The 20,179-nt window shown below is 40.0% G+C and carries 16 protein-coding genes; 5 read left to right on the top strand and 11 right to left on the bottom strand.

Annotation, left to right across the window (positions count from 1 at the left end):
* Window positions 1-28: 28 nt before the first annotated feature.
* Window positions 29-493 carry a GNAT family N-acetyltransferase gene (locus AC1XUO_RS08370; RefSeq protein ID WP_483329316.1) on the bottom strand — a complete coding sequence of 155 codons (465 nt, stop codon included), beginning with the start codon at window positions 491-493 and terminating at the stop codon, window positions 29-31.
* Window positions 494-839: 346 nt separating this feature from the next.
* On the opposite strand from AC1XUO_RS08370, the gene AC1XUO_RS08365 reads away from it, so the two are divergent.
* A complete protein-coding gene (locus AC1XUO_RS08365) occupies window positions 840-5,423 on the top strand; it encodes a CheR family methyltransferase (RefSeq protein ID WP_483329315.1) in 4,584 nt (1,527 codons plus the stop codon).
* A 31-nt stretch (window positions 5,424-5,454) separates the two neighbouring features.
* Entirely contained in the window at window positions 5,455-5,916 is a 462-nt protein-coding gene (locus AC1XUO_RS08360; RefSeq protein ID WP_483329314.1) for a response regulator, read from the top strand.
* Between the two features lie 285 nt (window positions 5,917-6,201).
* On the opposite strand, the gene AC1XUO_RS08355 is transcribed toward AC1XUO_RS08360, so the two are convergent.
* The 6 genes from AC1XUO_RS08355 to AC1XUO_RS08330 all read right to left on the bottom strand — a co-directional run bounded on the left by AC1XUO_RS08355 (window position 6,202) and on the right by AC1XUO_RS08330 (window position 10,395).
* The gene (locus tag AC1XUO_RS08355) at window positions 6,202-6,546 is read right to left on the bottom strand and encodes a DUF1801 domain-containing protein (protein WP_483329313.1); all 345 of its coding nucleotides are present in this window, start codon (window positions 6,544-6,546) and stop codon (window positions 6,202-6,204) included.
* 57 nt (window positions 6,547-6,603) lie between these two features.
* Window positions 6,604-6,990, bottom strand: a complete 387-nt coding sequence (locus AC1XUO_RS08350) for an iron chaperone (protein ID WP_483329312.1) — start codon at window positions 6,988-6,990, stop codon at window positions 6,604-6,606.
* A gap of 156 nt (window positions 6,991-7,146) precedes the next feature.
* Window positions 7,147-7,275, bottom strand: coding sequence for a hypothetical protein (locus AC1XUO_RS08345; protein ID WP_483329311.1), 129 nt, complete (start codon window positions 7,273-7,275; stop codon window positions 7,147-7,149).
* Window positions 7,276-7,568: 293 nt separating this feature from the next.
* The gene (locus tag AC1XUO_RS08340) at window positions 7,569-7,772 is read right to left on the bottom strand and encodes a hypothetical protein (RefSeq protein WP_483329310.1); all 204 of its coding nucleotides are present in this window, start codon (window positions 7,770-7,772) and stop codon (window positions 7,569-7,571) included.
* 243 nt (window positions 7,773-8,015) lie between these two features.
* The gene (locus AC1XUO_RS08335) at window positions 8,016-9,203 is read right to left on the bottom strand and encodes a PQQ-dependent sugar dehydrogenase (RefSeq protein WP_483329309.1); all 1,188 of its coding nucleotides are present in this window, start codon (window positions 9,201-9,203) and stop codon (window positions 8,016-8,018) included.
* Between the two features lie 154 nt (window positions 9,204-9,357).
* On the bottom strand, window positions 9,358-10,395 hold the full coding sequence (locus tag AC1XUO_RS08330) for a LacI family DNA-binding transcriptional regulator (protein ID WP_483329308.1): 1,038 nt from the start codon (window positions 10,393-10,395) through the stop codon (window positions 9,358-9,360).
* A 187-nt stretch (window positions 10,396-10,582) separates the two neighbouring features.
* Here AC1XUO_RS08330 and AC1XUO_RS08325 point away from each other — a divergent pair, with 187 nt between their 5' ends.
* Complete coding sequence (locus AC1XUO_RS08325) at window positions 10,583-11,440, top strand: SDR family oxidoreductase (protein WP_483329307.1); 858 nt, start codon at window positions 10,583-10,585, stop codon at window positions 11,438-11,440.
* 75 nt (window positions 11,441-11,515) lie between these two features.
* On the opposite strand, the gene AC1XUO_RS08320 is transcribed toward AC1XUO_RS08325, so the two are convergent.
* The 3 genes from AC1XUO_RS08320 to AC1XUO_RS08310 form a co-directional block, all read right to left on the bottom strand.
* Window positions 11,516-13,120 (bottom strand): DUF4394 domain-containing protein, encoded by a 1,605-nt coding sequence (locus AC1XUO_RS08320; RefSeq protein WP_483329306.1) that lies wholly within the window; start codon window positions 13,118-13,120, stop codon window positions 11,516-11,518.
* Between the two features lie 218 nt (window positions 13,121-13,338).
* Window positions 13,339-13,983 (bottom strand): START domain-containing protein, encoded by a 645-nt coding sequence (locus AC1XUO_RS08315; RefSeq protein WP_483329305.1) that lies wholly within the window; start codon window positions 13,981-13,983, stop codon window positions 13,339-13,341.
* Between the two features lie 452 nt (window positions 13,984-14,435).
* Window positions 14,436-14,882 (bottom strand): GNAT family N-acetyltransferase, encoded by a 447-nt coding sequence (locus tag AC1XUO_RS08310; RefSeq protein ID WP_483329304.1) that lies wholly within the window; start codon window positions 14,880-14,882, stop codon window positions 14,436-14,438.
* Between the two features lie 739 nt (window positions 14,883-15,621).
* Here AC1XUO_RS08310 and AC1XUO_RS08305 point away from each other — a divergent pair.
* Window positions 15,622-16,548, top strand: coding sequence for a DUF6268 family outer membrane beta-barrel protein (locus tag AC1XUO_RS08305; protein WP_483329303.1), 927 nt, complete (start codon window positions 15,622-15,624; stop codon window positions 16,546-16,548).
* Between the two features lie 920 nt (window positions 16,549-17,468).
* Window positions 17,469-19,706 (top strand): bifunctional alpha,alpha-trehalose-phosphate synthase (UDP-forming)/trehalose-phosphatase, encoded by a 2,238-nt coding sequence (locus AC1XUO_RS08300; protein WP_483329302.1) that lies wholly within the window; start codon window positions 17,469-17,471, stop codon window positions 19,704-19,706.
* 68 nt (window positions 19,707-19,774) lie between these two features.
* Here the strand turns inward: AC1XUO_RS08300 and AC1XUO_RS08295 are convergent, their stop codons facing one another.
* Entirely contained in the window at window positions 19,775-20,026 is a 252-nt protein-coding gene (locus AC1XUO_RS08295; protein ID WP_483329301.1) for a hypothetical protein, read from the bottom strand.
* Window positions 20,027-20,179: the final 153 nt, after the last annotated feature.

Raw genomic sequence — 20,179 nt, 5'->3', positions numbered from 1 at the left:
GAATTTTAGCCAGTCGCGTTGAAGTCCGTTAGCTAAATTTTAATCTCGTTCTGTCAATATCACAGTCCATTTGATATAGATCAAATCCCTCGGCCCAGTAATCTTTGTCCGTCTCGCGGAGAATCAAACCAAATTTTTCGTAAAATTTATAAGCCAGTTGAGAAGTTCTAACTGCCAAGGTTTGTACCGAGCCAATCTCCTTGATACGCTGTATTCTAAAAATAGTCAATTCTGAACCGAGACCTTTTCCCTGAGCATCAGGATGTACAATATCCCAGGATAAATGAGCGGTTTTTTGATCGTCAGAAATATTGAATCCCGCAGCGCCAATGATTACACCATCGCTTTCGGCCACGTAATAATTATCAGCATGAAAATCAAAGTAATAGATCAGATCTTCTTGTTCGTCCGGGGAGAAATATTCCGGTGTATTTAATCTCAATAATAACAAAACCTGCTCGCGGTCGGCGTTGTTGAATTGTCTGATTTTCATGGTTTAACTGAACTTTGAAAAAGTGTAAATCACTTTATTAAACATGTAACCAAAATATAAGTTTAAGTTAGTTGAAAATTTTTACTGTCAACGCTTAACGCCTTTCAGGAACAGACTGCAATTTAAAATATATCGGTAAGTATACGATTGGGTCTAAAAAAGCAACTTCTTCGAATTTTGACAAAGTATATTGATATGAAATGACAACTTCGGTTTCGAAATTGCTGAATTTACATGGCTATTGTATATTATTGTAAAACATATCAGTTTTACTTCATCGATCTGGGACTTTAAAAGTTTACAGAGGTTTGAAGTCAGATTCTGGTGCAAGAATTGCCTAAACCCCATGTCAGGAATTATAGATCTGTTAGATGAATCGCCACTGGATGCGAAGTCGTTGCCTGTTGTAGCTATTGGAGCTTCTGCTGGTGGATTGGAAGCGGTAACTCAGATTTTTGAAAATCTTTCCGCTAACACAGGGATGGCCTATGTTTACATACAGCACCTGTCTCCAACTGCTGAAAGCAAATTATCTGAGATCCTTAGTCGGGTAACGGAAATGTCCGTTTTTACAGCGGAGCACGGGATGGAAATGGAAGGCAATTGCGTTTATGTCATTCCGCACGACAAGGACATGGAACTAACGGAAAACAGGCTGGAACTAATAGACAGGCAGCCAAAACCCGCCAGCCACATGCCGATTGACAAGTTTTTTATCTCATTGGCCAATAGGGAGAAAGAAAGTGCTATCGGTATCGTTTTGTCAGGTATGGCGCAAGATGGCACTTTGGGGCTTAAAGCGATCAAAGTTGCCGGCGGTATCACCTTCGCGCAGGATGAAACAGCAAAACATTTGAGTATGCCGCGCTCGGCCATTTCGGAAGGTGTGGTTGATATGGTACTCTCGCCAATCGAGATAGCAAAAGAGCTTGAACGTCTGGGTAACCAGTCCGTTATTTTGAATTCCACATCCCTTGACAATGAAGAAGAAGAGTCGGGCGTGGTGGAAGAGGATTTAAAAAATATCTTGCTGATTCTGAAAAGGGCAGTAGGAGTGGATTTTGATCATTACAAAATGTCAACAATCCGCAGACGAATTACCCGGCGAATGTTGTTGTACAAAATGGATACGCTTAGAGATTATGTTATTTATTTACAGCAGTATCCTTCCGAAGCGGAAAATCTATACAACGACTTATTGATTAATGTGACCAATTTTTTCAGAGATTCCGATGTGATGGAATTTTTGAAAAATAAGCTGTTCCCGCAGATTATAGAAAATAAAACTGACGAAGATACGATCCGTATATGGATACCCGCTTGTTCGACGGGGCAGGAGGCGTATTCACTAGCGATGATCCTGGTCGAATTGTTAGGTGAGAATTCCAGAAGGCCAATTCAGATTTTCGCTAGTGACCTGAGTGAATTCGCTATTGCCAAGGCGCGTCAGGGACTGTATTCCAAAAGTGAAATTCTGGACATTTCACCTGAAAGGCTTCAGAAGTTTTTTGTGAAGCGGGAAGAAAAGTACGCCGTCAAAAAGTCTATTCGTGACCTGTGTGTTTTTGCTTCACACAATGTTTTACGTGATCCACCTTTTTCGAGGCTCGACCTGATCAGCTGCCGGAACCTTATGATTTATCTTGATACGGTTCTGCAACAAAAAATAATGGCAACATTTCACTATGCTTTAAACCCTGACGGCTTCCTGCTGCTCGGAAACTCCGAAGCCATTGGGAGTTCGGTTTCTCTATTTTCTCAATTTGACAAAAAACATAAAATATTTATTCGTAAGAGCCGGGAAACCGGTAAGGTGACTTTTGACATGAACAGCCGCTGGAATGTGGATACGCGTCCTGGAAATGCTAAAGCTACGCCTTTGCAACGCAAGGGAAATCAGTTGCCGCCCCCCACGTTTGATCTGGCCAAGGAGGTTGATACATTATTGCTTAAACGGTACGTTCCTGCCTGTATTGTTGTAGACCAGGATCTTGAAATTATTCAATTTCGAGGCTCTACGGGACTTTTTCTTGAACATGCGTCAGGAAAGGCAAGTTTTAATTTGCTGAAAATGGCTCGCCCTTCCCTGGTTTTTGAACTTCGAAACGCCATTCATAAAAGCCGAAAATCAGGTGAAACGGTGACGAAGGACGGTTTGGAGATGACAGTGAACGATAAGGTTCATTTTGTGAATATCGAAGTTGTTCCGCTAAGGAGTTCAGAAGATCAATATTTGTGTTTGGTCCTTTTTGAAGAACTTGACAGCATTTCAGTCAGGGAAAATACGGTCAATTTCAGAGATGACCGGATCAAACAATTGGAAATGGAACTGTCCTCATTGCGCAATGATATGCACTCAATTATTGAGGAGCAGGAAACCAGTAATGAAGAACTGCAATCAGCCAATGAAGAAATTGTCAGCAGTAATGAAGAGTTACAAAGTATCAATGAGGAATTAGAAACCAGTAAGGAGGAGATAGAATCAACAAATGAGGAATTGTTGAAGATCAACCAGGAACTTCAAATCAGGAATGATCAGCTGACGGAGGCATATGGTTACTCCGAGGCCATTTTCAGTACCATCGCCGAGGCTTCTTTATTGCTCGACAAGCAGTTGCAGGTAAAAAGTGCCAATAGGGCATTTTACAAAATATTCCACTTACAGGAAGAAGATATTGCGGGTAAAATGTTTTACGAGTTGCACCGCGGCCAGTGGGATATAGCTCCGCTGCGTCAATTGCTCGAAAAAGTGATGACGGATAGTGCACAGATAAAATCGTATGAAGTTTGTTTGAACTTTGCCGGAATAGGCGAAAAGACGATGCTCCTTCATGCACGAAAAGTTGTTCAGCATGAACGTAAGGAGGTCATTCTGCTGATCATTGAAGATATAACGGAGCAAAGGCGTGTTCAGCGGATGCTGGAAGAACGGCAGGCATGGTTTCACGATATGATCGACCATGCGCCTGCACTCATCTGGGTTAGTGGTCCGGAAGGAAAAATTAATTTTTTAAACAAAGCCTTTCTGGAATTTTCGGGTTTAGAAAGTCAAAATAATCCTGATCTAAGTTTTGCGGCGTTGATCCATTCTGAGGATCGTGCCCGTTATGATAATACGTTTGCCCGGAATTTGGAGGGACATAACATTTTCAGCATTGAGTATCGTTTAAAAAGGAAAGATGGGGAATACCGCTGGGTGCTGGAAACAGCAAAACCGATATTCTCGCCGGAAAAGAAATTCACAGGTTATATTGGAAACGGAACAGATATCCATCTTCAGAAAACACTTTCCCAACAATTAAACTTTCATGTGCAGGAGCGGACACAACAGCTCAAAAAGGCCAATGAGGAACTGGAAGTTTCCAATAACCAATTGAGAAAAACAGCGGACCGTTTACAAAGTGTCCTGAATGGGGTTCCCGCGGCGATTACTTTAATGGAGGTTGTGAAGGAAGAAGGTGCTGAATCTGTCTCTGATTTTGTTACTTCTGTATACAACGAAAAGGCACTGGAATTTAATGAGAAGACATCTGCGCGAAATATCAGTCGTGCATGGACCCGATCCAATCCGGAATTAACGGATACCGAATTGTTTAACTTGTATCTTCGGGTTCTTGAGACGGGAGAGCCAGTTTATAGGGAACTCACAGATCCTGGCTCGGGCAAAGTTAAATATTTTGCTTTTTTTATAACGCGACAAATCGATAAGACCGGCGTAGTTGTGACCATTCTTGATATAACGGAACGCAAAGTTGCTGATATCAAGCTGATCAAGATGATGGAAAATTTGCAGGCTGTGCTCGACTGTTCTCCGGGTTCGATCAGTTACTTCAAACCCGTTCATAATGACGTTGGGGAAGTAGAGGATTTTCGATTGGAAGTTTGTAATCAAATTTTTGCCAAAGAGATGCAAAAGTCGATGGCTGAACTTGTTGATCATCAAGCTACAGAATTATTCCCGGATGAGGATGTTGAAAAAATGAAGCACGTCTTGAAGACCGGTGAAAGGTCCTATGAAGAAATTTATTCTGAAAGAGATAATATATGGCTGGGGATTTCGGTGATCAGATATAAGAGTGGCGTCGTGATTGCTGGCTTGAATATTACTTCTCTGAAAGATGCAGAACTTCAAGAGAGTAAATGGATGCAGCAACTGGAAGAGTCCAATGAAATGATTCAGTCTCTCGAAAAAATGCGGCAGTATATCAGTCACCGTGGAGAATTTTTAAGGGCAACTTCACATGATTTACGAGGGACTTTTGGTCTGATTATGGGTGCGACTTCGCTCTTAAATCTGATTGACACCGAGGAGGACCGAGCCAAGTCCCTGGAAATATTGCAGCGTAATCTTCGGCAAGTGACATCGATGCTAAACCAGTTGCTTGATTACTCACGTCTGGAAGCAGGCGAGGAAATAATTGAAATAACAACATTTGACGTGTCTGAATTACTTTCCGGATTGTGTGAAAGTATGGTTTTGATGTCGGTCGATAAAGGACTGAATTTAATTGTCGATACGCACACTGCACTTCTGATCAGCAGTGATGCTGTTAAGATCAGAAGAATTGCTCAGAATTTGCTACTCAATGCATTGAAATATACAGAAGCCGGATCTGTTTCTATAAGGTGGGGACCCGTCAGTATTGCTGAAAATCACGGGGGGCAGAAAAAATGGTTTCTTGAAATAAAGGATACCGGAGATGGGCTGCCAGCTAATCTTGTTACAAAACTTACTTTTCAAGATCGGGACGATAAGGAAGTGAGTACAAGGCGGACTTCCACTTCTTCAACAGGTGAAGGTATAGGATTATTTATCGTCAAAAGACTATGTGAATTGTTGGCTGCCGAGCTGACCACTACAAGCACTGCCGGAGAAGGAACTTTGTTTCAGATTACCTTCCCGGTGGATTATCGGGAGTCGTTCAATTAATCGAATATTTAAACGTTTTAAACAATTAATCATGAGCACACAGGAATTATTTATCGTGGACGACAATGCGGATCACCGTTATTTGCTGCGGCAGGTCTTTATAAATTATTTGCCTCAATACAAAGTGACTGTTCTGGAGGGAGGATTTGAATTGTTCAAGGCACTGGAAGACCAGGTGAAGTTGGGTGCTGAAGGTAATTTGCCATGTGCAATTATATTAGATTATCACATGCCGTTTTACGATGGTCTTACCATTTTGAAGATATTGAAAAAGAAGCCCGAACGCAATTTGATGGTCGCAAATATTCCCATTATCATGATGTCAAATGGAGGTACTGAAAAGCAGGTCAGCGATTGTTACGATGCAGGGGCAAGTGCCTTTTTAAAGAAACCGCTTGACTTTATTACCATGAAAGACTTACTGGTTGTGACTGCTGATTTTTGGGTTGGAGTAAACAGAATCCCCAGATTAAAGCCTGTTATAACAGATTAAAACGCCAGACGTTAAAATTAGAAAACCGGACGCAGAGGTATAAACAACTCGGTCAGGAAAATATCTGTATTCCTTCAAAAAGAACTGAGGTCGGAGAAGTATTTGGTGAAAAACCGAGCCATGAACGTTTGTTTGTGGCTTATAGTCCGCGTTTTGAACATTTATTGGTATTCGTTTAATATTTTGCGAATTGATATGGTAATATTTCAGACGGTACCTATCAGTGTGCTGATATTTAGATCGAGAAAATGGCTTTTGACAAGAGTAAATAGTTTGGACTGGAAATTAAAGCGAATCAGAAGCTGATTTCAACAATTTTGATAACAGTGTATAATCGACCTTCTGTCCTTCTTTAATCGTGGCAGTTTTCCTGTCCGGGCTTGTCGTTGATTGGAAAAATCCTTTGATATCTTCAAGTTTCGCTGCATTAAAAATTACAAATGAGACCTTATCCTTAGAGCCCTGGATGACGGAAGCATAGTGACCATTTTTTAGATAATGAGGTTTGCCATATTGCATTCTTTCCTCTGCGCCTGGTAAGTTTTCAAAGACTAGCTTACGCAATGCCTGGCAAACCTCAATCTGCCAGGGCTGCAATTTTTCAATGTATTGAGTTACTTCCGGATTCATAAAGTTCTATTTAATATACTACAGGTATTGAAATTAATCTTCTTCGGACTCTATAATTTATAACTTTGATATCTTCGCCTTTTTCTGACTATCAGAATTATCTTTCATTCTGGCCTTCACGATGTTTTTAACCAGTTGCTCCGGAATCGGTTTATCAACCGTAAATCGTATCGTTCCAACCGACGTACTAAAATCTTTCAAGTCGGCTTTAAAGGTTTCAACCGTGTGGTCGTTCCAGGTATAAAGTGAGCAATGATTTTTGGAAGCTTTGAACCCAATCAGCATTTTACCAAGATACTTATACGCAGGAATGCCATAACTGATTACCTCAACAGCTTCCGGTGCAGTTTCCTGAATTAAAGCTCTGATATTTTCGAGTGCCTCACAAACTTCGTCACTTTGGAGGCACATATAGTCGTCGACGGTTTTGAGGGACACATTCATGTTGGAATTCTTTAGCTCTGATAATTTAATAAATCACAAAAGCAAAAATATGTGAAACCGCCGCATTTTTTAAGGGGTGATCGCGACAATATTAGGGTAAATTTTGCCAAATTAATTGTATGATTGTTTTCCAGGAGAACTACTGGAAATTTTAAATCAATGTTCGGAATCCAGGTTACTAATTTTATGAGATCTGATCATTGAGATGACCCAAAGAATTAAAATGCCAATCAATAGGTAAAATACTTCTTCTTCTCTTTCAAGGCGCATTGTAGATGTGTTCATAGCAGTAATTGTTTAATAGCAGTAATGTTTTAACTTAATTCATTACAGTGTTTAATTGAGGAAATTGTTTTATAAATTGACCACCATACCGCATAGCGAAACTTTTATAGTTAATTTCAATTTACGCTGATTCGGCAGTTAATCCACAATAAGTTACCAAACGACAGCTTTCTATTCAGACGTCAGAGATAGTTAAAAGTCACTATCACAACCAAAAATCCAGACTTTTTTGAAGAGATCTCATACGGTTTTCCATAAATCTTGATTGTTATAACAACGGCAAGTGCTGCACGTTAAAGTTTCCAGCTAAGTTCTCCGTTTATCCATACATGCTCCTGGAAATCCGTTTCGTCATGTAGCTCCGTTTTTGTTAAAGCAGTAACCTTGTCTGACCTTAAGATACTCGAAATCGCGGTCTTGTTTTCAGTTGGGATTTCAAAGTCGTAAAGCGACATCACTAAACCGACCGGAAGAGAATTTTCAAATGAATTTTTCATGGCTAATTATAGAAAGGAATGATTTTCAAAATTTGTAACGACAAACCTAAAAGGCATGACAAAACTAAATTATTGGCAGGTCGAAGTCTATACCGTTTAGTTATTAAATTGCCGTTAAAAAATCCCAGTTATCAAAAGGTAACACAGAGATATTGCAAAAAAGACCAGCACCTCGAAACAAGGATGCTGGTCTTTTTATATGTTGTTCTGCCGGAGTTCCAGGCAGCATGGGTTGTCAATATTTTATGGCACTAATTTATATAACGCGCCTTTATTTTCCTCCAATAGTTCTGTCAGCACGTAAAGTTCTCCGGAAAGATCTTCACCGAAACTATACACGTGCCAATAACCAGCATCTTTTCCGATCGATAACTTTTCCCTTGTCCATTTATTATTTGGGCCGGAAGTAAGAGACCAGATTGGTCCCATCATATCGCCAAAAATGTACTTTCCAGTCAAGGAAGGAATCGCTTTTCCCCGGTAGACAAATCCTCCCGTAATACTTAGTCCTTCGGGATGTGGATATTCTGCAATGGGTGCGATAGGCTTAACTGGTTTTGGATCATCAGCTCTGAAATCGTGAAAACCTTCGATCGGTCTCCACCCATAATTTCCACCTTTTGTGATAATGTCAATTTCTTCATATTTGTTCTGTCCAACATCTCCGGCAAACAGCTCGTTCGTTTTTTTGTCGAAACTAAAACGCCAAGGGTTACGCAAACCATACGCATAAATTTCCCCTCTCGCATCCTGTGTTTTTACAAATGGATTGTCTTCCGGTATCGAGTACGGAGACTTGTTGACATCAATTCGAAGGATCTTGCCCAGCAGGTTGGTCATGTTCTGGGCATTGCCATACTGCCCGTGCTTGTCGTCAGCGCCTCCGCCATCTCCAGCGGAGATATACAAAAATCCGTCCGCACCAAATTTCAGATCGCCGCCATTATGATTTGATTGTGGCTGGTCAAATGTCAATACCTTTTTTACCGATGCCTTATCGGCTAACAAAGGATTTGCTTTACTCACCGTATACTCCCGCACTTCTGAACGATGATCAACGCCTTTTTCAGCGGGTGTTGCTTTTACGCTGATGTAAACGTAAAACTTACCATTGGTTGAATAATCAGGATGGAAAGCGAGGCCTAGTAATCCGCGTTCGTCATAGCCATCTTTTTTCAAAACATCTTGTGTAATGTCTAAAAATGGCGTTGTTACGATTTTTCCATTTTGTATCACCCGGATTTTCCCTTCCTGCTCGCAAACAAAGATCAGGTCCGGTGATTTCTTGTTAACAGCAAATGCGGTTGGATGTGAAAGCTGGTCTGTCACCAGCTGCAATTTGACCTTGCTCGTCGATGTCTCAACCTGTCCAAAGGCAGTCCCTGAAAGAAAGGCCATTGAAAAAATTGGAATGATTAGTTTTTTTAACATAGATGAAGTTTGAGAAAACGGAATATTTTAGTTAAAATTCTTTAATATCTACAAAAATAACGTAATCGTTTACGGAAAATACTATAAAAAGAGAAAGTTGCTTTTAGTTTCCTTTAACTGGTTGATAATAAGCTTTTTTGGCAGGTTTAAAATTTTAGAAGTCGAAACCTGTTTTCATCGAAGACTCTCTGAAAATGGGTTTTGGTTCGATGATTTTTCTGGTAGCATTTGCCTGATCAGAAACGCCGTTTTTAATCATGTCAAAGAGCAACTTGAAAGCTTCCTGCCCCATCAAAACCGTTTGCTGATCCATCGTCGATAGGGAAGGAGTCGTGTGTTCGCTGAACATATCATTGCAAAAACCAAAAATACCGAATTCCTGTGGAACCTGGATTTTGCTTGATTTTAATTCTTTCAAGGCACCTAGCGCAGTAAAATCCTCAGCAGCAAAGATGGCATCCGGCGGATTTTGCAGCTGTAACAAATGTCGCGTACCTTCCATGCCAGACTCAATTGAAATGTTTCCGGTGTAGATAATCGCTTCGTCAACCGGAATATTATTGGTTTGCAACGCAGCGAGATATCCCCTGAACCGGTCGTTGAAAGTTTTAATATAAGTCGGGCCTGATATATGTCCAATTCGTTTATATCCTTGATCGATCAGGTGTTGGGTGGCCAGAAATGCACCATTGTATCCGTCGATAACAACAGAAGGTATATCCATTTCATCCGGAACTCTGTCAAAGAACACAAGAGGAATATTTCTGCGTTTTACTTCAAGAAAGTGATCGTATTTTAGAGTATTTCGGGAAAGCGAAACAATGATGCCATCCACACGGGCACCAATCAATGTTTCAATTCCCTTGACTTCAAGTTCATATGATTCTTCACACTCATGAATGAGAACAGAATATCCGCTTTTACTGGCCAGGTTGGTAATACCATGAATAACTGAGCCGAAGAATGCGTTCTCAGCCGTTGGAATTAGAACCCCGATTACATTGGTTTTGCCGGAACGCAGGGAAGAAGCGATTCGGTTTGAATTATAATTTAATCTTTGCGCCGCTTCCTGAACAACTCTTTTGGTTTTCGCACTGATCTCAGGGTGGTCGCTTAATGCACGGGAGACTGTTGCGGCTGTCATTTCCAGCTCCTTTGCTATGTCATTAAGGGTGACGCTATTTTTTTTCAAGTAGAATACTTTTTTTGCAAAAATAGGAAAGATTTGAAGGCTGACAAAGAATAGATTTCGAATATGGAATTCGGTAGCTGTTGGGGAGAAACCTAAGAATTATGTATGATCAATAAAGCTTTTTTAAACTAACAATTTGTTGTGGCATAAATTTTTGAATACAGTCGCCAAACTAATCATCAACATTATGGAATTTAACATAGAAACCAATGGGCAGACGCAGAATGAACAACCGGGCATTGAGGGAAAGATGCATCCTGAACCGGTTGTGATTCGTGAGAATTACAGGGGAAGTGGTAAACTGGAAGGTAAGGTTGCTTTGATCACAGGCGGGGACAGCGGCATAGGAAGATCGGTTGCAGTTCATTTTGCACGGGAAGGTGCAGATGTTGCCATTGTCTATTTGAATGAAGATCAGGATGCCGATGAAACCAAACGACTTGTCGAAGCAGAGGGAAAAAGCTGTTTACTTATTCCAGGAGATATCAGGGAGCAGGAATTTTGTCAGGAAGCCGTCGGCCAGGTGATCGGCGAATTTGGGCAACTGAACGTTCTGGTAAATAATGCAGCTGAGCAACATCCGAAAGAAAGTATTGAAGAAATATCTTCCGCACAACTGACCGATACTTTCAGTACAAATATTTTTTCCTTCTTTTATTTTACACAAGCCGCACTGCCTTATCTTCATGGAGGCGACTCCATCGTCAACACAACCTCAATCACGGCATATCATGGAAGTCCGGGACTTCTGGACTATTCTTCGACAAAAGGAGCGATTACTTCCTTTACACGATCTTTGGCAATTAATCTTGTGGAAAAAGGAATCCGTGTGAATGCCGTTGCACCCGGCCCGATCTGGACGCCATTAATTCCCGCAACATTCGACGCCGAACATGTAGCAGAATTCGGGAGAGACACTCCTTTCAAAAGGCCTGGTCAGCCTTGCGAAGTTGCCCCGAGTTATGTTTTTCTTGCATGTGAAGATTCTTCCTATATCAGCGGGCAGGTTTTGCATCCTAATGGAGGACAAGTTGTAAACGGTTAAAAAATCCAGTTTTTTGTAAAACAAAAGAGGTGATCAGGAAAGCCCTGATCACCTCTTTTGTTTTTAGTTTTGTTATTATAATCCAAAACCCAGCGCTAATCCTTTTACAGATACAGGGTACGTATATTTAACCTGCACTGCACCAGTGCTAAGATCTACTGAGTAGAAATTCGTGTTTCCACCTACTGTGAAAATTCCGTAGCCCATGCCCGAAGCATTTCCGATGTCGAATCCTATGTTGGAAGTTACGTCAATACCCAGGTTTTTAGGCATATCCAGACTTCCATCATTTGGAGGATTTTGTCTGTATAATATGTCCATGTTACTATCAATATCGTACAGCGTCGTTGCAGTTGCACCAGGGAAACTGTTGGTATAAGCTCCGGCTACAACAAACGGCGTCAGAGGAGATCCTGTAATTTTCAATTGTCCATCGACGACAGTAACTCCATTCATTTCGCCCGGCGAGACATTAATCCGTAAATTTTGGCCGGTTTCACTTACCACGCGTAATCTGTCAGCAACCGGGTTGAAATCTACGCCGAAGATCGATCCGTTTAACGTTACAGGCGTTCCGTCAGCTAATTTAAGCGTTGCAGCTTCTGCCGCCATTCCTGATCCAAGGTCAACGCTGTAAATTTTACTGTTCATACCCAGTGCATAAAGACGGCCGTTGGCTGGTCTGATATCAATTCCTGCCAGCAATACACCAGATGGAAGCCCCATAATGGCTTTTGTGCCGTAGCTCGCACCTGTCATCGGATCAAATATTCTCAAATTGTTTACCCCATCCAGCGCATAAGCAACAGGAAGCGAAGGAATCGCTATCCCGATGATGTTTACTCCGGCTGGTAAATCACCCAGTTTTTGAAGTTTACCGGTTGTCAGGTTTACATGATTTAATTCCCACTTGCCCTGATATTTTACAGAAGCGATCGGGTAAACATCAGATGCGTTGATATCGGGAGAAATATCAAAACCGCCAACATCTTCAATGTCGATATCAAAACGGCTGCCAACTGCAACAAGGCCACCATCATTAGGAGGCGTTTGAATATACAATTGGTCAGTTGTCGGATCAATATCATATAGGGTCGTACCTACGCCCGGAGCTGCAGTTACACCGGCACGGCTGTTTGTATAGGCAACTGCTCCAATCTGTGGATTGGAATATCCCTTCAATACAAGATCTGTTGCAGCGATCACGCCTGTTTCAGGATTTACGCGCAGATTTTGAGTACTGCTGGTGGTAACACGAATTTTATCAACGGTTGGATTAAAGTCAAATCCGATGTTGGCACCGGTTAATGCCGAAGATAGTGGCGCATCGCCAATTCTGGTTGCCCTTCCTTCGGTAGCACCAGATATAAGACTAATCTGATAAAGATTTCCTTGTTTGCTGATTGCATAAAGTTGGCCTGTTGCCGGACGGAAATCAATTCCAGCCAGAGCGTCACCAGCGACAAGGCCGGTTACAGAAATAGATTTTAGAGGTGTAGAAGTGTTTTTAACATTGATTTGGTGAATTTTGTTGTCATCTGACAAAGCCCAGAAAAGTCTGTCAGGAAGCGATTGTTCGGTAGGGGCCATACGGTGATCCTCACAGGAAACGAGAATCATTGAAGAGGTGAGAGCGGTCGCGAATGCCGCTTGCTTAACCAGACTGCTAAAAAAATTCATAAGCAACGTAAGTGAAGTGAGTGATTATTTGTCACCTTACCTACGTTCAAAGAAGTTCTTTAGATTAAATGGCTAGGTAATATTTTAATTTGCTTTTAACTGAATTTTAATACTGTCAGGTATAGTAAAAAGTCAATATAAAAATAATGAAATAAGGCCTTGATAATCATTTTTTTAGTTACTTTTCTAATTTGGTATTTACATCGTAGATTTTATATTTAGTCAGCGATAAATGACAGTCTGGCGTTTCTATATTCTGGTTTTCGCAGCTGAGATTTCAGCATTTTGAACGTTTCAAGAGGTCCCTGCGCAGCAACCATATTAACGAGCCAGGCGGGAATTGAGCCGGCAGGATCAACCGCCAGGGTATATTCGATTTTTACCTGGTTTTTAGAAACTGGCGTAATAATCCACTTTCCCGTTGACTTTACAATTCTCACAATCCCGGGTTTCTCTGCAACCATCCCGGAAACGCACGGGGCGTCCATCGTCACGACTTTTGTCGAAGGGTTTTGAGAAACCATTATGTGTGCGACGAAGTCCCGATTTTGCGCCGGCCATGGAAGTTCTACCTCCGAATAGTAATACAAGTCCGACCGCGAATTCTTTTTAACCGTCGCACAGGATTTTGTATTATAAACCCAATCTTTCTGTGTTTCAATATCCGTAAGTACAGTTACCAATTCGGAAGCCGTTGCTGAAAGGATTGTTTCAATTTTCAGCGCCTTAATTTTCGAAGTTAAAATGGCTTTTGTAAAAACCTTTACCCCGTCTTTTTCGGTATGTAATTTCCAGGATTCCTGTGCATGAGCTTTCACAAATAAAATAACCAGGAATAAAAGGACTGCTGATTTTTTTAACATTTTGATTAAACAGACTAACCATACAACGCGATGTTGCGTTGCCTTACACATTACCGACAACAGCATTTCGGTGAAAAAAATTACCGGATCACCTACAAATACTTCGATAAAAAGAAGTTGAAATGGACATTTTGTAGTTAGGGAACACGAGCGCCTGACTGTCAAAACTTTGGGAATGGGAAGAATTTCTGATGCAAATCCAGTCAAATAGAGAGCTGGAAAATTTTGGCATGCTGCAAAAAAAAGAACTCGGGAATTCCTGAGTTCTTTATAAAATATCGTAACCTTTAATTGATATAGATTATACATCAACTACTTACAATATTAAGAAATAAAGTGGTTAGCTGAAAGCTTGAATGATGCAAAATTTTGCGACTATGCCAATGTTTGTCGTATCGTGAAAATAAGTTGATAGCGATCCCGGATATTTTTTGAATTCAAAATAAACGATACTATTGTTGCAAGTAATAATAGTGACACCCTTCGTCTTTTTTGAACCCAAATTTCTCATAAAGCGCTTGTGCCTTATTATTTCCTACGCCGGTTTTTAGTGTAATCCATTCCGCGCCGGTTTCGGTTCCAAATGTTTTTACTTCTTCAAGCAACCGGGTTGCAACCCCAAATTTTCTATATTTTTCTGTGATATACATGTCATTGAGCGTCCATGTTGAATTGACTTTTAGCGAAGAATACATTGGATAGAGTAACGTAAAACCCATTATATCATCAGAATCCTGGTCAATGGCGGCAAAAATAACGGCTTGGTTCTTCTCAATTCGTGCTCTCAGAAATTTGGTTGAGGCTTCCAGATTAGATTCCTGTTCAAAATGAACCCTGTATTCGTCGAAAATCAGTGAAAGTTTTGGTAAATCATTTAACTGGCAATGTTTAATCAGCATAGGAATCGTGTTTTAAGAACGAAGGTCATCAAGTCTGCAAAGTTAACTGACTGAACATTTGATCAGAAAAAAGTTTGCAATTTAAAATACAAAAAAACCTGTCAAAAAGTCGACAGGTTTTTAACTATTCTCAACCGGGATTTATGAATCAAATTATTTCGCTTTGATCATTTGCTACAAAAGCAGGAGCCAGGCAAAACTCTGAATAACTAACGAATTGTGTGGAAATAGGATATGAGGTCAGTTACAATTTAATCGAATTTTAACGCATTACATCTGATAATTCAACGAATCCAATTTGAATTTTGGCTCTAAATGTAATCCGTTAATTAACAAAGATTACTTGTTACTTACTGATAACCGTTCGTCCGTTACGTTTTATTTAGTTTGGATCGGAAACGTATTTTCCCGGATTCAATGTGGCAAAACAAAAATTGGATAAGTATTCTTAAAGCAGCTACTTATGCCCATGCCGAGATACGCTTAACTGTCTGAAAATAATAAGAAACGAATTTTTACCTGCTTTGGAACTTTATAAAAACATATCCGTGTTTCGGAAAGGATAAGTGACTATTTTAGATTATTTTCGTATCCTATTTCGAGATTGATAATTTGGTTGTAACACGTATTACTCCGCAGTTGATGATTATGCTTTGGTTTTGAACATGGTTAAATATGCATGTCATCTCCACCCGAAAAAATTTAGAGTTATTAAGAAGAGAATTTTTATTCCTGTAATATGGTAAACCGTTATCTTGGATTTGTTGCATGTTCCCTGACATTGCTGAGCACTTATTGTTTCTCGCAGGAATTGCAGCCAGGTTTACCGGGGATGGGTCCATCCAAATGGATAACGATTGAACACACACAAGCACCGGGATCAAGGTACAGGTCAGAAAAATCAGAAACGCAGCGTTATACGCAGGAGGATATCTACGTGAGGGCATGGATTCCTGTTCTTCACAAGCCAAAATACGCGGTCGTTCTTGGACCTCATTACAGGACAGAGCAGCTTGAAATAAATACCAGCGGAGAGAATCCAATGCACCAGATGTCCAACTGGAATCTTCGCTCGATGGGAATTGACTTAAAGTCCTTTTTTACATTACAACCGGGTGCTTTTTTAATCTTTGGTTCAAGAGTCAATAAGAGTGGAAGTTTGGCGGATATTCCCTTGCGTAACGTCCCGCTAAACTATAATTTTACAGCAGTCTATCTAAAGAAAAAATCAATTAATAAGGAGATTGGTTTTGGATTGATGGCCAGTAGAAATCAAAATTTTACCGTTCTGCCAGTATTTGTTTTTAATTATAATTTTTCTTCTAAAACTGGTATCGAGATCAGCCTTCCTAAGAAGATTTCGGTTCGTTACAACATTTCGCCTAAGGATATTTTATCTTTCAAAAGTGAAGCCGTCAGCAGAAGTTACTATATCATTGAAAGGAACAACGAAGCTGGCCAATTCCGGAAGATCGATATGGATAGTGGTCTAATGTATAACCGACAAATTAATAAGCTTGTGGGTGTCGAATTATTTGCCGGATATCGCACAAATATTAGTAACACACTTCCGGCTGGCGTCGTACCAATCAAAACTTCTGGGTTTACTGCTGCGATAGAATTATACATTCGCCCCCCGTTTGGCCTCTCAAAAAAATCTAAATAAATTTTTATATCGTGTCAATTTCTTGCAGGAGTCTATCTCTGCATGGGCATCCTCGTGGGATTTTATAAATTTCGACGCGTTGTTAAAAGAAAAAAGCCTCGGTATAACCAAGGCTCTTTTGTTCATTATTTAACCCAGCACTCTACATTATTAGGTAACTGATGTAAAAGTAGAATGAATTATTTGCATAAACAATAACCTTGTAGAATATATTATTTATTTTTTAGTAAATGTTACACATTTTTCATGCGAGGTGTAGTAATAATTCTATTTTTACTGTCGCAAAGATCGAAAGAGAAAAAATCCCGGCAAATGCTGGGATTTTTTACTAAATATTTCTCACCTCAAAATGAGCGTACCCACTTTGATTAAGTACGTATAGTGTAATAATCGTGCTAGTGTTTTAGAATAATAAAACTAAAATAATTTAATAAGCTGATTATGAGATTATAATAAAATTTAAATATTGAAAAAATTATAATTCAAGACATTATTTTATTAAATTTTTATTGGGGTAATTCGGTTAGTTGCCGGTTATGGGGAATATTGGGGTGGGTAACGATGGAGTAGGAATATGTACGTAATTAATAAACATCGCTCGAAAGGTGTGCAGAAATTTTTATTGCAATCGAATCAATTTTAGTTGGCTTTTAAACAAAAAAATCTCAGCATATGCCAAGATCATTTGTGCACTACAACACACACTATAGGCCACTTGCGTGGCACTGCACAAAATTATAGATTTCTTTCTATAAATGAAATATATAATTTCTACTATTTCAAGAATAAAAATAATCTTATGGTTAAAATGATAGTTCTGGAATAAAATTTGCGGTAAATCTTTCTAAAAGGGTATAGTTTCTAGTTCACTTACCCTATATTTAATCAGATGCATCTGAAAGTAACATGCATTGAAACTTATGGAAGATTTAAAAATTAAAGAAAAAACAGGAAGATTAATCATTGTTGCCTATCGACTACCTTTCAAGATTATCAGCGAAAATGATCAGGTCCAGCTATTTCAAAATTCGGGCGGACTCGTGTCAGCGGTGTTGTCACTCGTACATGAACAGGAGGGATCACCTTTCAATTCCAAAGAGAAAATCCAATGGGTAGGTTTTACAGAAAATACCCCTGAGGAGCTTGAAGGTCAGAATCTTGCCAATGACAGCTTTCAGGCACATCCGGTTTTTATACCGTCTGACGTGAATGAAAACTACTATGAAGGCTTTTGCAACAACCTGATCTGGCCGTTATGCCACTACTTCCCATCACTCGCAAAATTTGACGACGCCTATTTCGAAAGTTATCAGATTGCCAACAAATTGTTTTTTGATAAGGTTAGCGAGATTATCCAGCCCGATGATGTAGTCTGGGTTCAGGATTATCAGCTTATGCTCTTGCCGGATATGATTCGGCAGCAATTTCCCCAGAATAAAATAGGGTTCTTTTTCCACATTCCGTTTCCTTCGTTCGAATTATTCCGAATGTTACCAGTAAAATGGCGTAAGTCAATTATTGATGGGATATTGGGTGCAGATGTGGTTGGATTTCACACCAACGATTATGTAGAATATTTTCTTAAGGCTGCGCGGATGGTATCAGGGTATGGTAACAAGCTGCACTATATCAATATGAGTAACCGGATCGTGAAAGTGGATTCCTTTCCGATTAGTATTGACTACAAAAAATTTAATTCTGCTTTTGATGAGGCCGATGTAAAAAAAGAGCGGGAGCAGGCCAGAGACTCTTTGAAGGAGAAAATTATTTTTTCAGTGGACCGGCTTGATTATTCCAAGGGGATACTTCATCGTCTGCATGGTTTTGAGCGATTCCTGGAAGTTTATCCTGGCTGGCATGAGAAGGTTTCCTTTGTGATGGTCGTTGTTCCTTCCCGCGCCAGCATTGATCAATATCAACAAATGAAGTCGGATATTGATCAAACAGTTGGAAGAATCAACGCTCGTTATGGAACTATCAACTGGCAGCCAATCATCTACCAATATCGCTCGATGTCTTTTGACGAACTCATGGGAATGTATACTGCCAGTGACGTTGCGCTTATCACGCCGGTTAGGGATGGGATGAATCTTGTATGCAAGGAGTATGTCGCCAGCCGGAAGGATAAAAAAGGTGTATTAATTCTGAGTGAAATGGCAGGCGCTGCGGCCGAGTTGGGCGAAGCTTTAATCATAAACCCACTCGACAACCAGGATATTGCCGATGCTATTGTACGGGCTTTTGAAATGCCTGAGGATGAACAAACCAAACGCATGAATGCCATGCAAACCAGGATCCGCGAATATGATGTATTCGCATGGACCAATGACTTTTTTACCCAAATGATTATGTTGGAACAAGAACATGAAAGACTCCGTCAGGTTTTTCTGACGAATAAAGGAATTGATGATATCCGTAAAGCTTATGCTTCTTCTTCGAATCGAATTTTGTTTTTCGATTATGACGGAACGTTAGCACCGATTGTACCGGATCCTTCGAAAGCGATTGTATCTGTGGATACCAAAAAACTGATTATGGATCTTGCCAAACGCGACACCGTAATTATCATCAGTGGCCGTGACAGGTATTTTCTTCATGAACTTTTCAAAGAACTACCAGTTCACATTATCGCAGAACATGGTGCGCTGATCAAAACCAAGGATAGCGACGAGTGGACCTTAAATGATAGTTATGAAGAAAACTGGAAAGAAAGTATCCGGCCAATTCTTGATCTTTACGCAAAACGTTGTCCGGGCGCATTCGTTGAGGAGAAAGAAACTTCTCTTGCCTGGCATTACCGCACAGCCGAAGATCAGGAGTATGCCGTTCGTCGGGCACAGGAATTGATCTGGCAATTACAGAGTTTTGTACAGCCTGAGCTTAATCTTCAGATTATAGACGGAAATAAAGTTGTTGAAGTAAAGAAAACGGCATTCAACAAGGGAACTGCCGCAAGATCCTTTGTCGAAAAAGGTGATTATGATTTTGTACTGGCCATGGGAGACGATACCACAGACGAAGATATGTTCGAAGCGTTGCCTTTGACAGCATATACGATTAAAATTGGTGACGATCTTTCAGCAGCAAGAAATCATATCAGAAACCAGCAGGAAGTGTTTCACTTTTTAAAATTCATGATTTCTTCTACGGAAGAGTAGAGTAATACTTCGTTAAAAAAAGCAGCAGGTCAGATTATAGCTTGCTGCTTTTTTTTGTTATAAAAAAATTATACGGCAAACATTCCGTCATCCCTTTTCAGATTTTCCATCTTAATAAAATCACATTTAAAACCAGCAGACCGAAGCTCTGCCTGGATTCGGCGGAAATCTTCAAGTTCAGATCTAAGACTTAGTAGTAGTTCTTTGAAATCATATGCCCAGTGTTTAACGTTTAGTTTTTTCAAACAATCGTGCAATCGCTGGAACGACAATGTGTCGGTCAATTTTGTGCGGAAAGATATTTGATATATTGGTTTCATAGCTGACAGTTTAATAATTTGATCAAAGTGATTTAATCAATCAAGCACTTGCAAATCGTCATCAATCTTGAACATGTATCAAAGATGCAAATAATTTATAATTATTACAAATAAGCAGACCGAATTCTTTTCTTTACAAATATCAGGAATAAA

The organism is Dyadobacter sp. HNCC25DJ186 (assembly GCF_056895235.1).
Note: the sequence above shows the minus strand (reverse complement) of the source record. Positions and strands in the feature narration are given on the sequence as shown.

Excerpts from the sequence above, each read along its gene's own strand:
- AC1XUO_RS08335 (WP_483329309.1), bottom strand. The coding sequence starts at position 9,203 with ATGTTAAAAAAACTAATCATTCCAATTTTTTCAATGGCCTTTCTTTCA.
- AC1XUO_RS08300 (WP_483329302.1), top strand. The coding sequence starts at position 17,469 with ATGGAAGATTTAAAAATTAAAGAAAAAACAGGAAGATTAATCATTGTT.
- AC1XUO_RS08340 (WP_483329310.1), bottom strand. The coding sequence starts at position 7,772 with ATGAAAAATTCATTTGAAAATTCTCTTCCGGTCGGTTTAGTGATGTCG.
- AC1XUO_RS08310 (WP_483329304.1), bottom strand. The coding sequence starts at position 14,882 with ATGCTGATTAAACATTGCCAGTTAAATGATTTACCAAAACTTTCACTG.
- AC1XUO_RS08355 (WP_483329313.1), bottom strand. The coding sequence starts at position 6,546 with ATGAATCCGGAAGTAACTCAATACATTGAAAAATTGCAGCCCTGGCAG.
- AC1XUO_RS08365 (WP_483329315.1), top strand. The coding sequence starts at position 840 with ATGTCAGGAATTATAGATCTGTTAGATGAATCGCCACTGGATGCGAAG.
- AC1XUO_RS08315 (WP_483329305.1), bottom strand. The coding sequence starts at position 13,983 with ATGTTAAAAAAATCAGCAGTCCTTTTATTCCTGGTTATTTTATTTGTG.
- AC1XUO_RS08320 (WP_483329306.1), bottom strand. The coding sequence starts at position 13,120 with ATGAATTTTTTTAGCAGTCTGGTTAAGCAAGCGGCATTCGCGACCGCT.
- AC1XUO_RS08325 (WP_483329307.1), top strand. The coding sequence starts at position 10,583 with ATGGAATTTAACATAGAAACCAATGGGCAGACGCAGAATGAACAACCG.
- AC1XUO_RS08295 (WP_483329301.1), bottom strand. The coding sequence starts at position 20,026 with ATGAAACCAATATATCAAATATCTTTCCGCACAAAATTGACCGACACA.
- AC1XUO_RS08305 (WP_483329303.1), top strand. The coding sequence starts at position 15,622 with ATGGTAAACCGTTATCTTGGATTTGTTGCATGTTCCCTGACATTGCTG.
- AC1XUO_RS08350 (WP_483329312.1), bottom strand. The coding sequence starts at position 6,990 with ATGAATGTGTCCCTCAAAACCGTCGACGACTATATGTGCCTCCAAAGT.
- AC1XUO_RS08345 (WP_483329311.1), bottom strand. The coding sequence starts at position 7,275 with ATGAACACATCTACAATGCGCCTTGAAAGAGAAGAAGAAGTATTTTAC.
- AC1XUO_RS08360 (WP_483329314.1), top strand. The coding sequence starts at position 5,455 with ATGAGCACACAGGAATTATTTATCGTGGACGACAATGCGGATCACCGT.
- AC1XUO_RS08370 (WP_483329316.1), bottom strand. The coding sequence starts at position 493 with ATGAAAATCAGACAATTCAACAACGCCGACCGCGAGCAGGTTTTGTTA.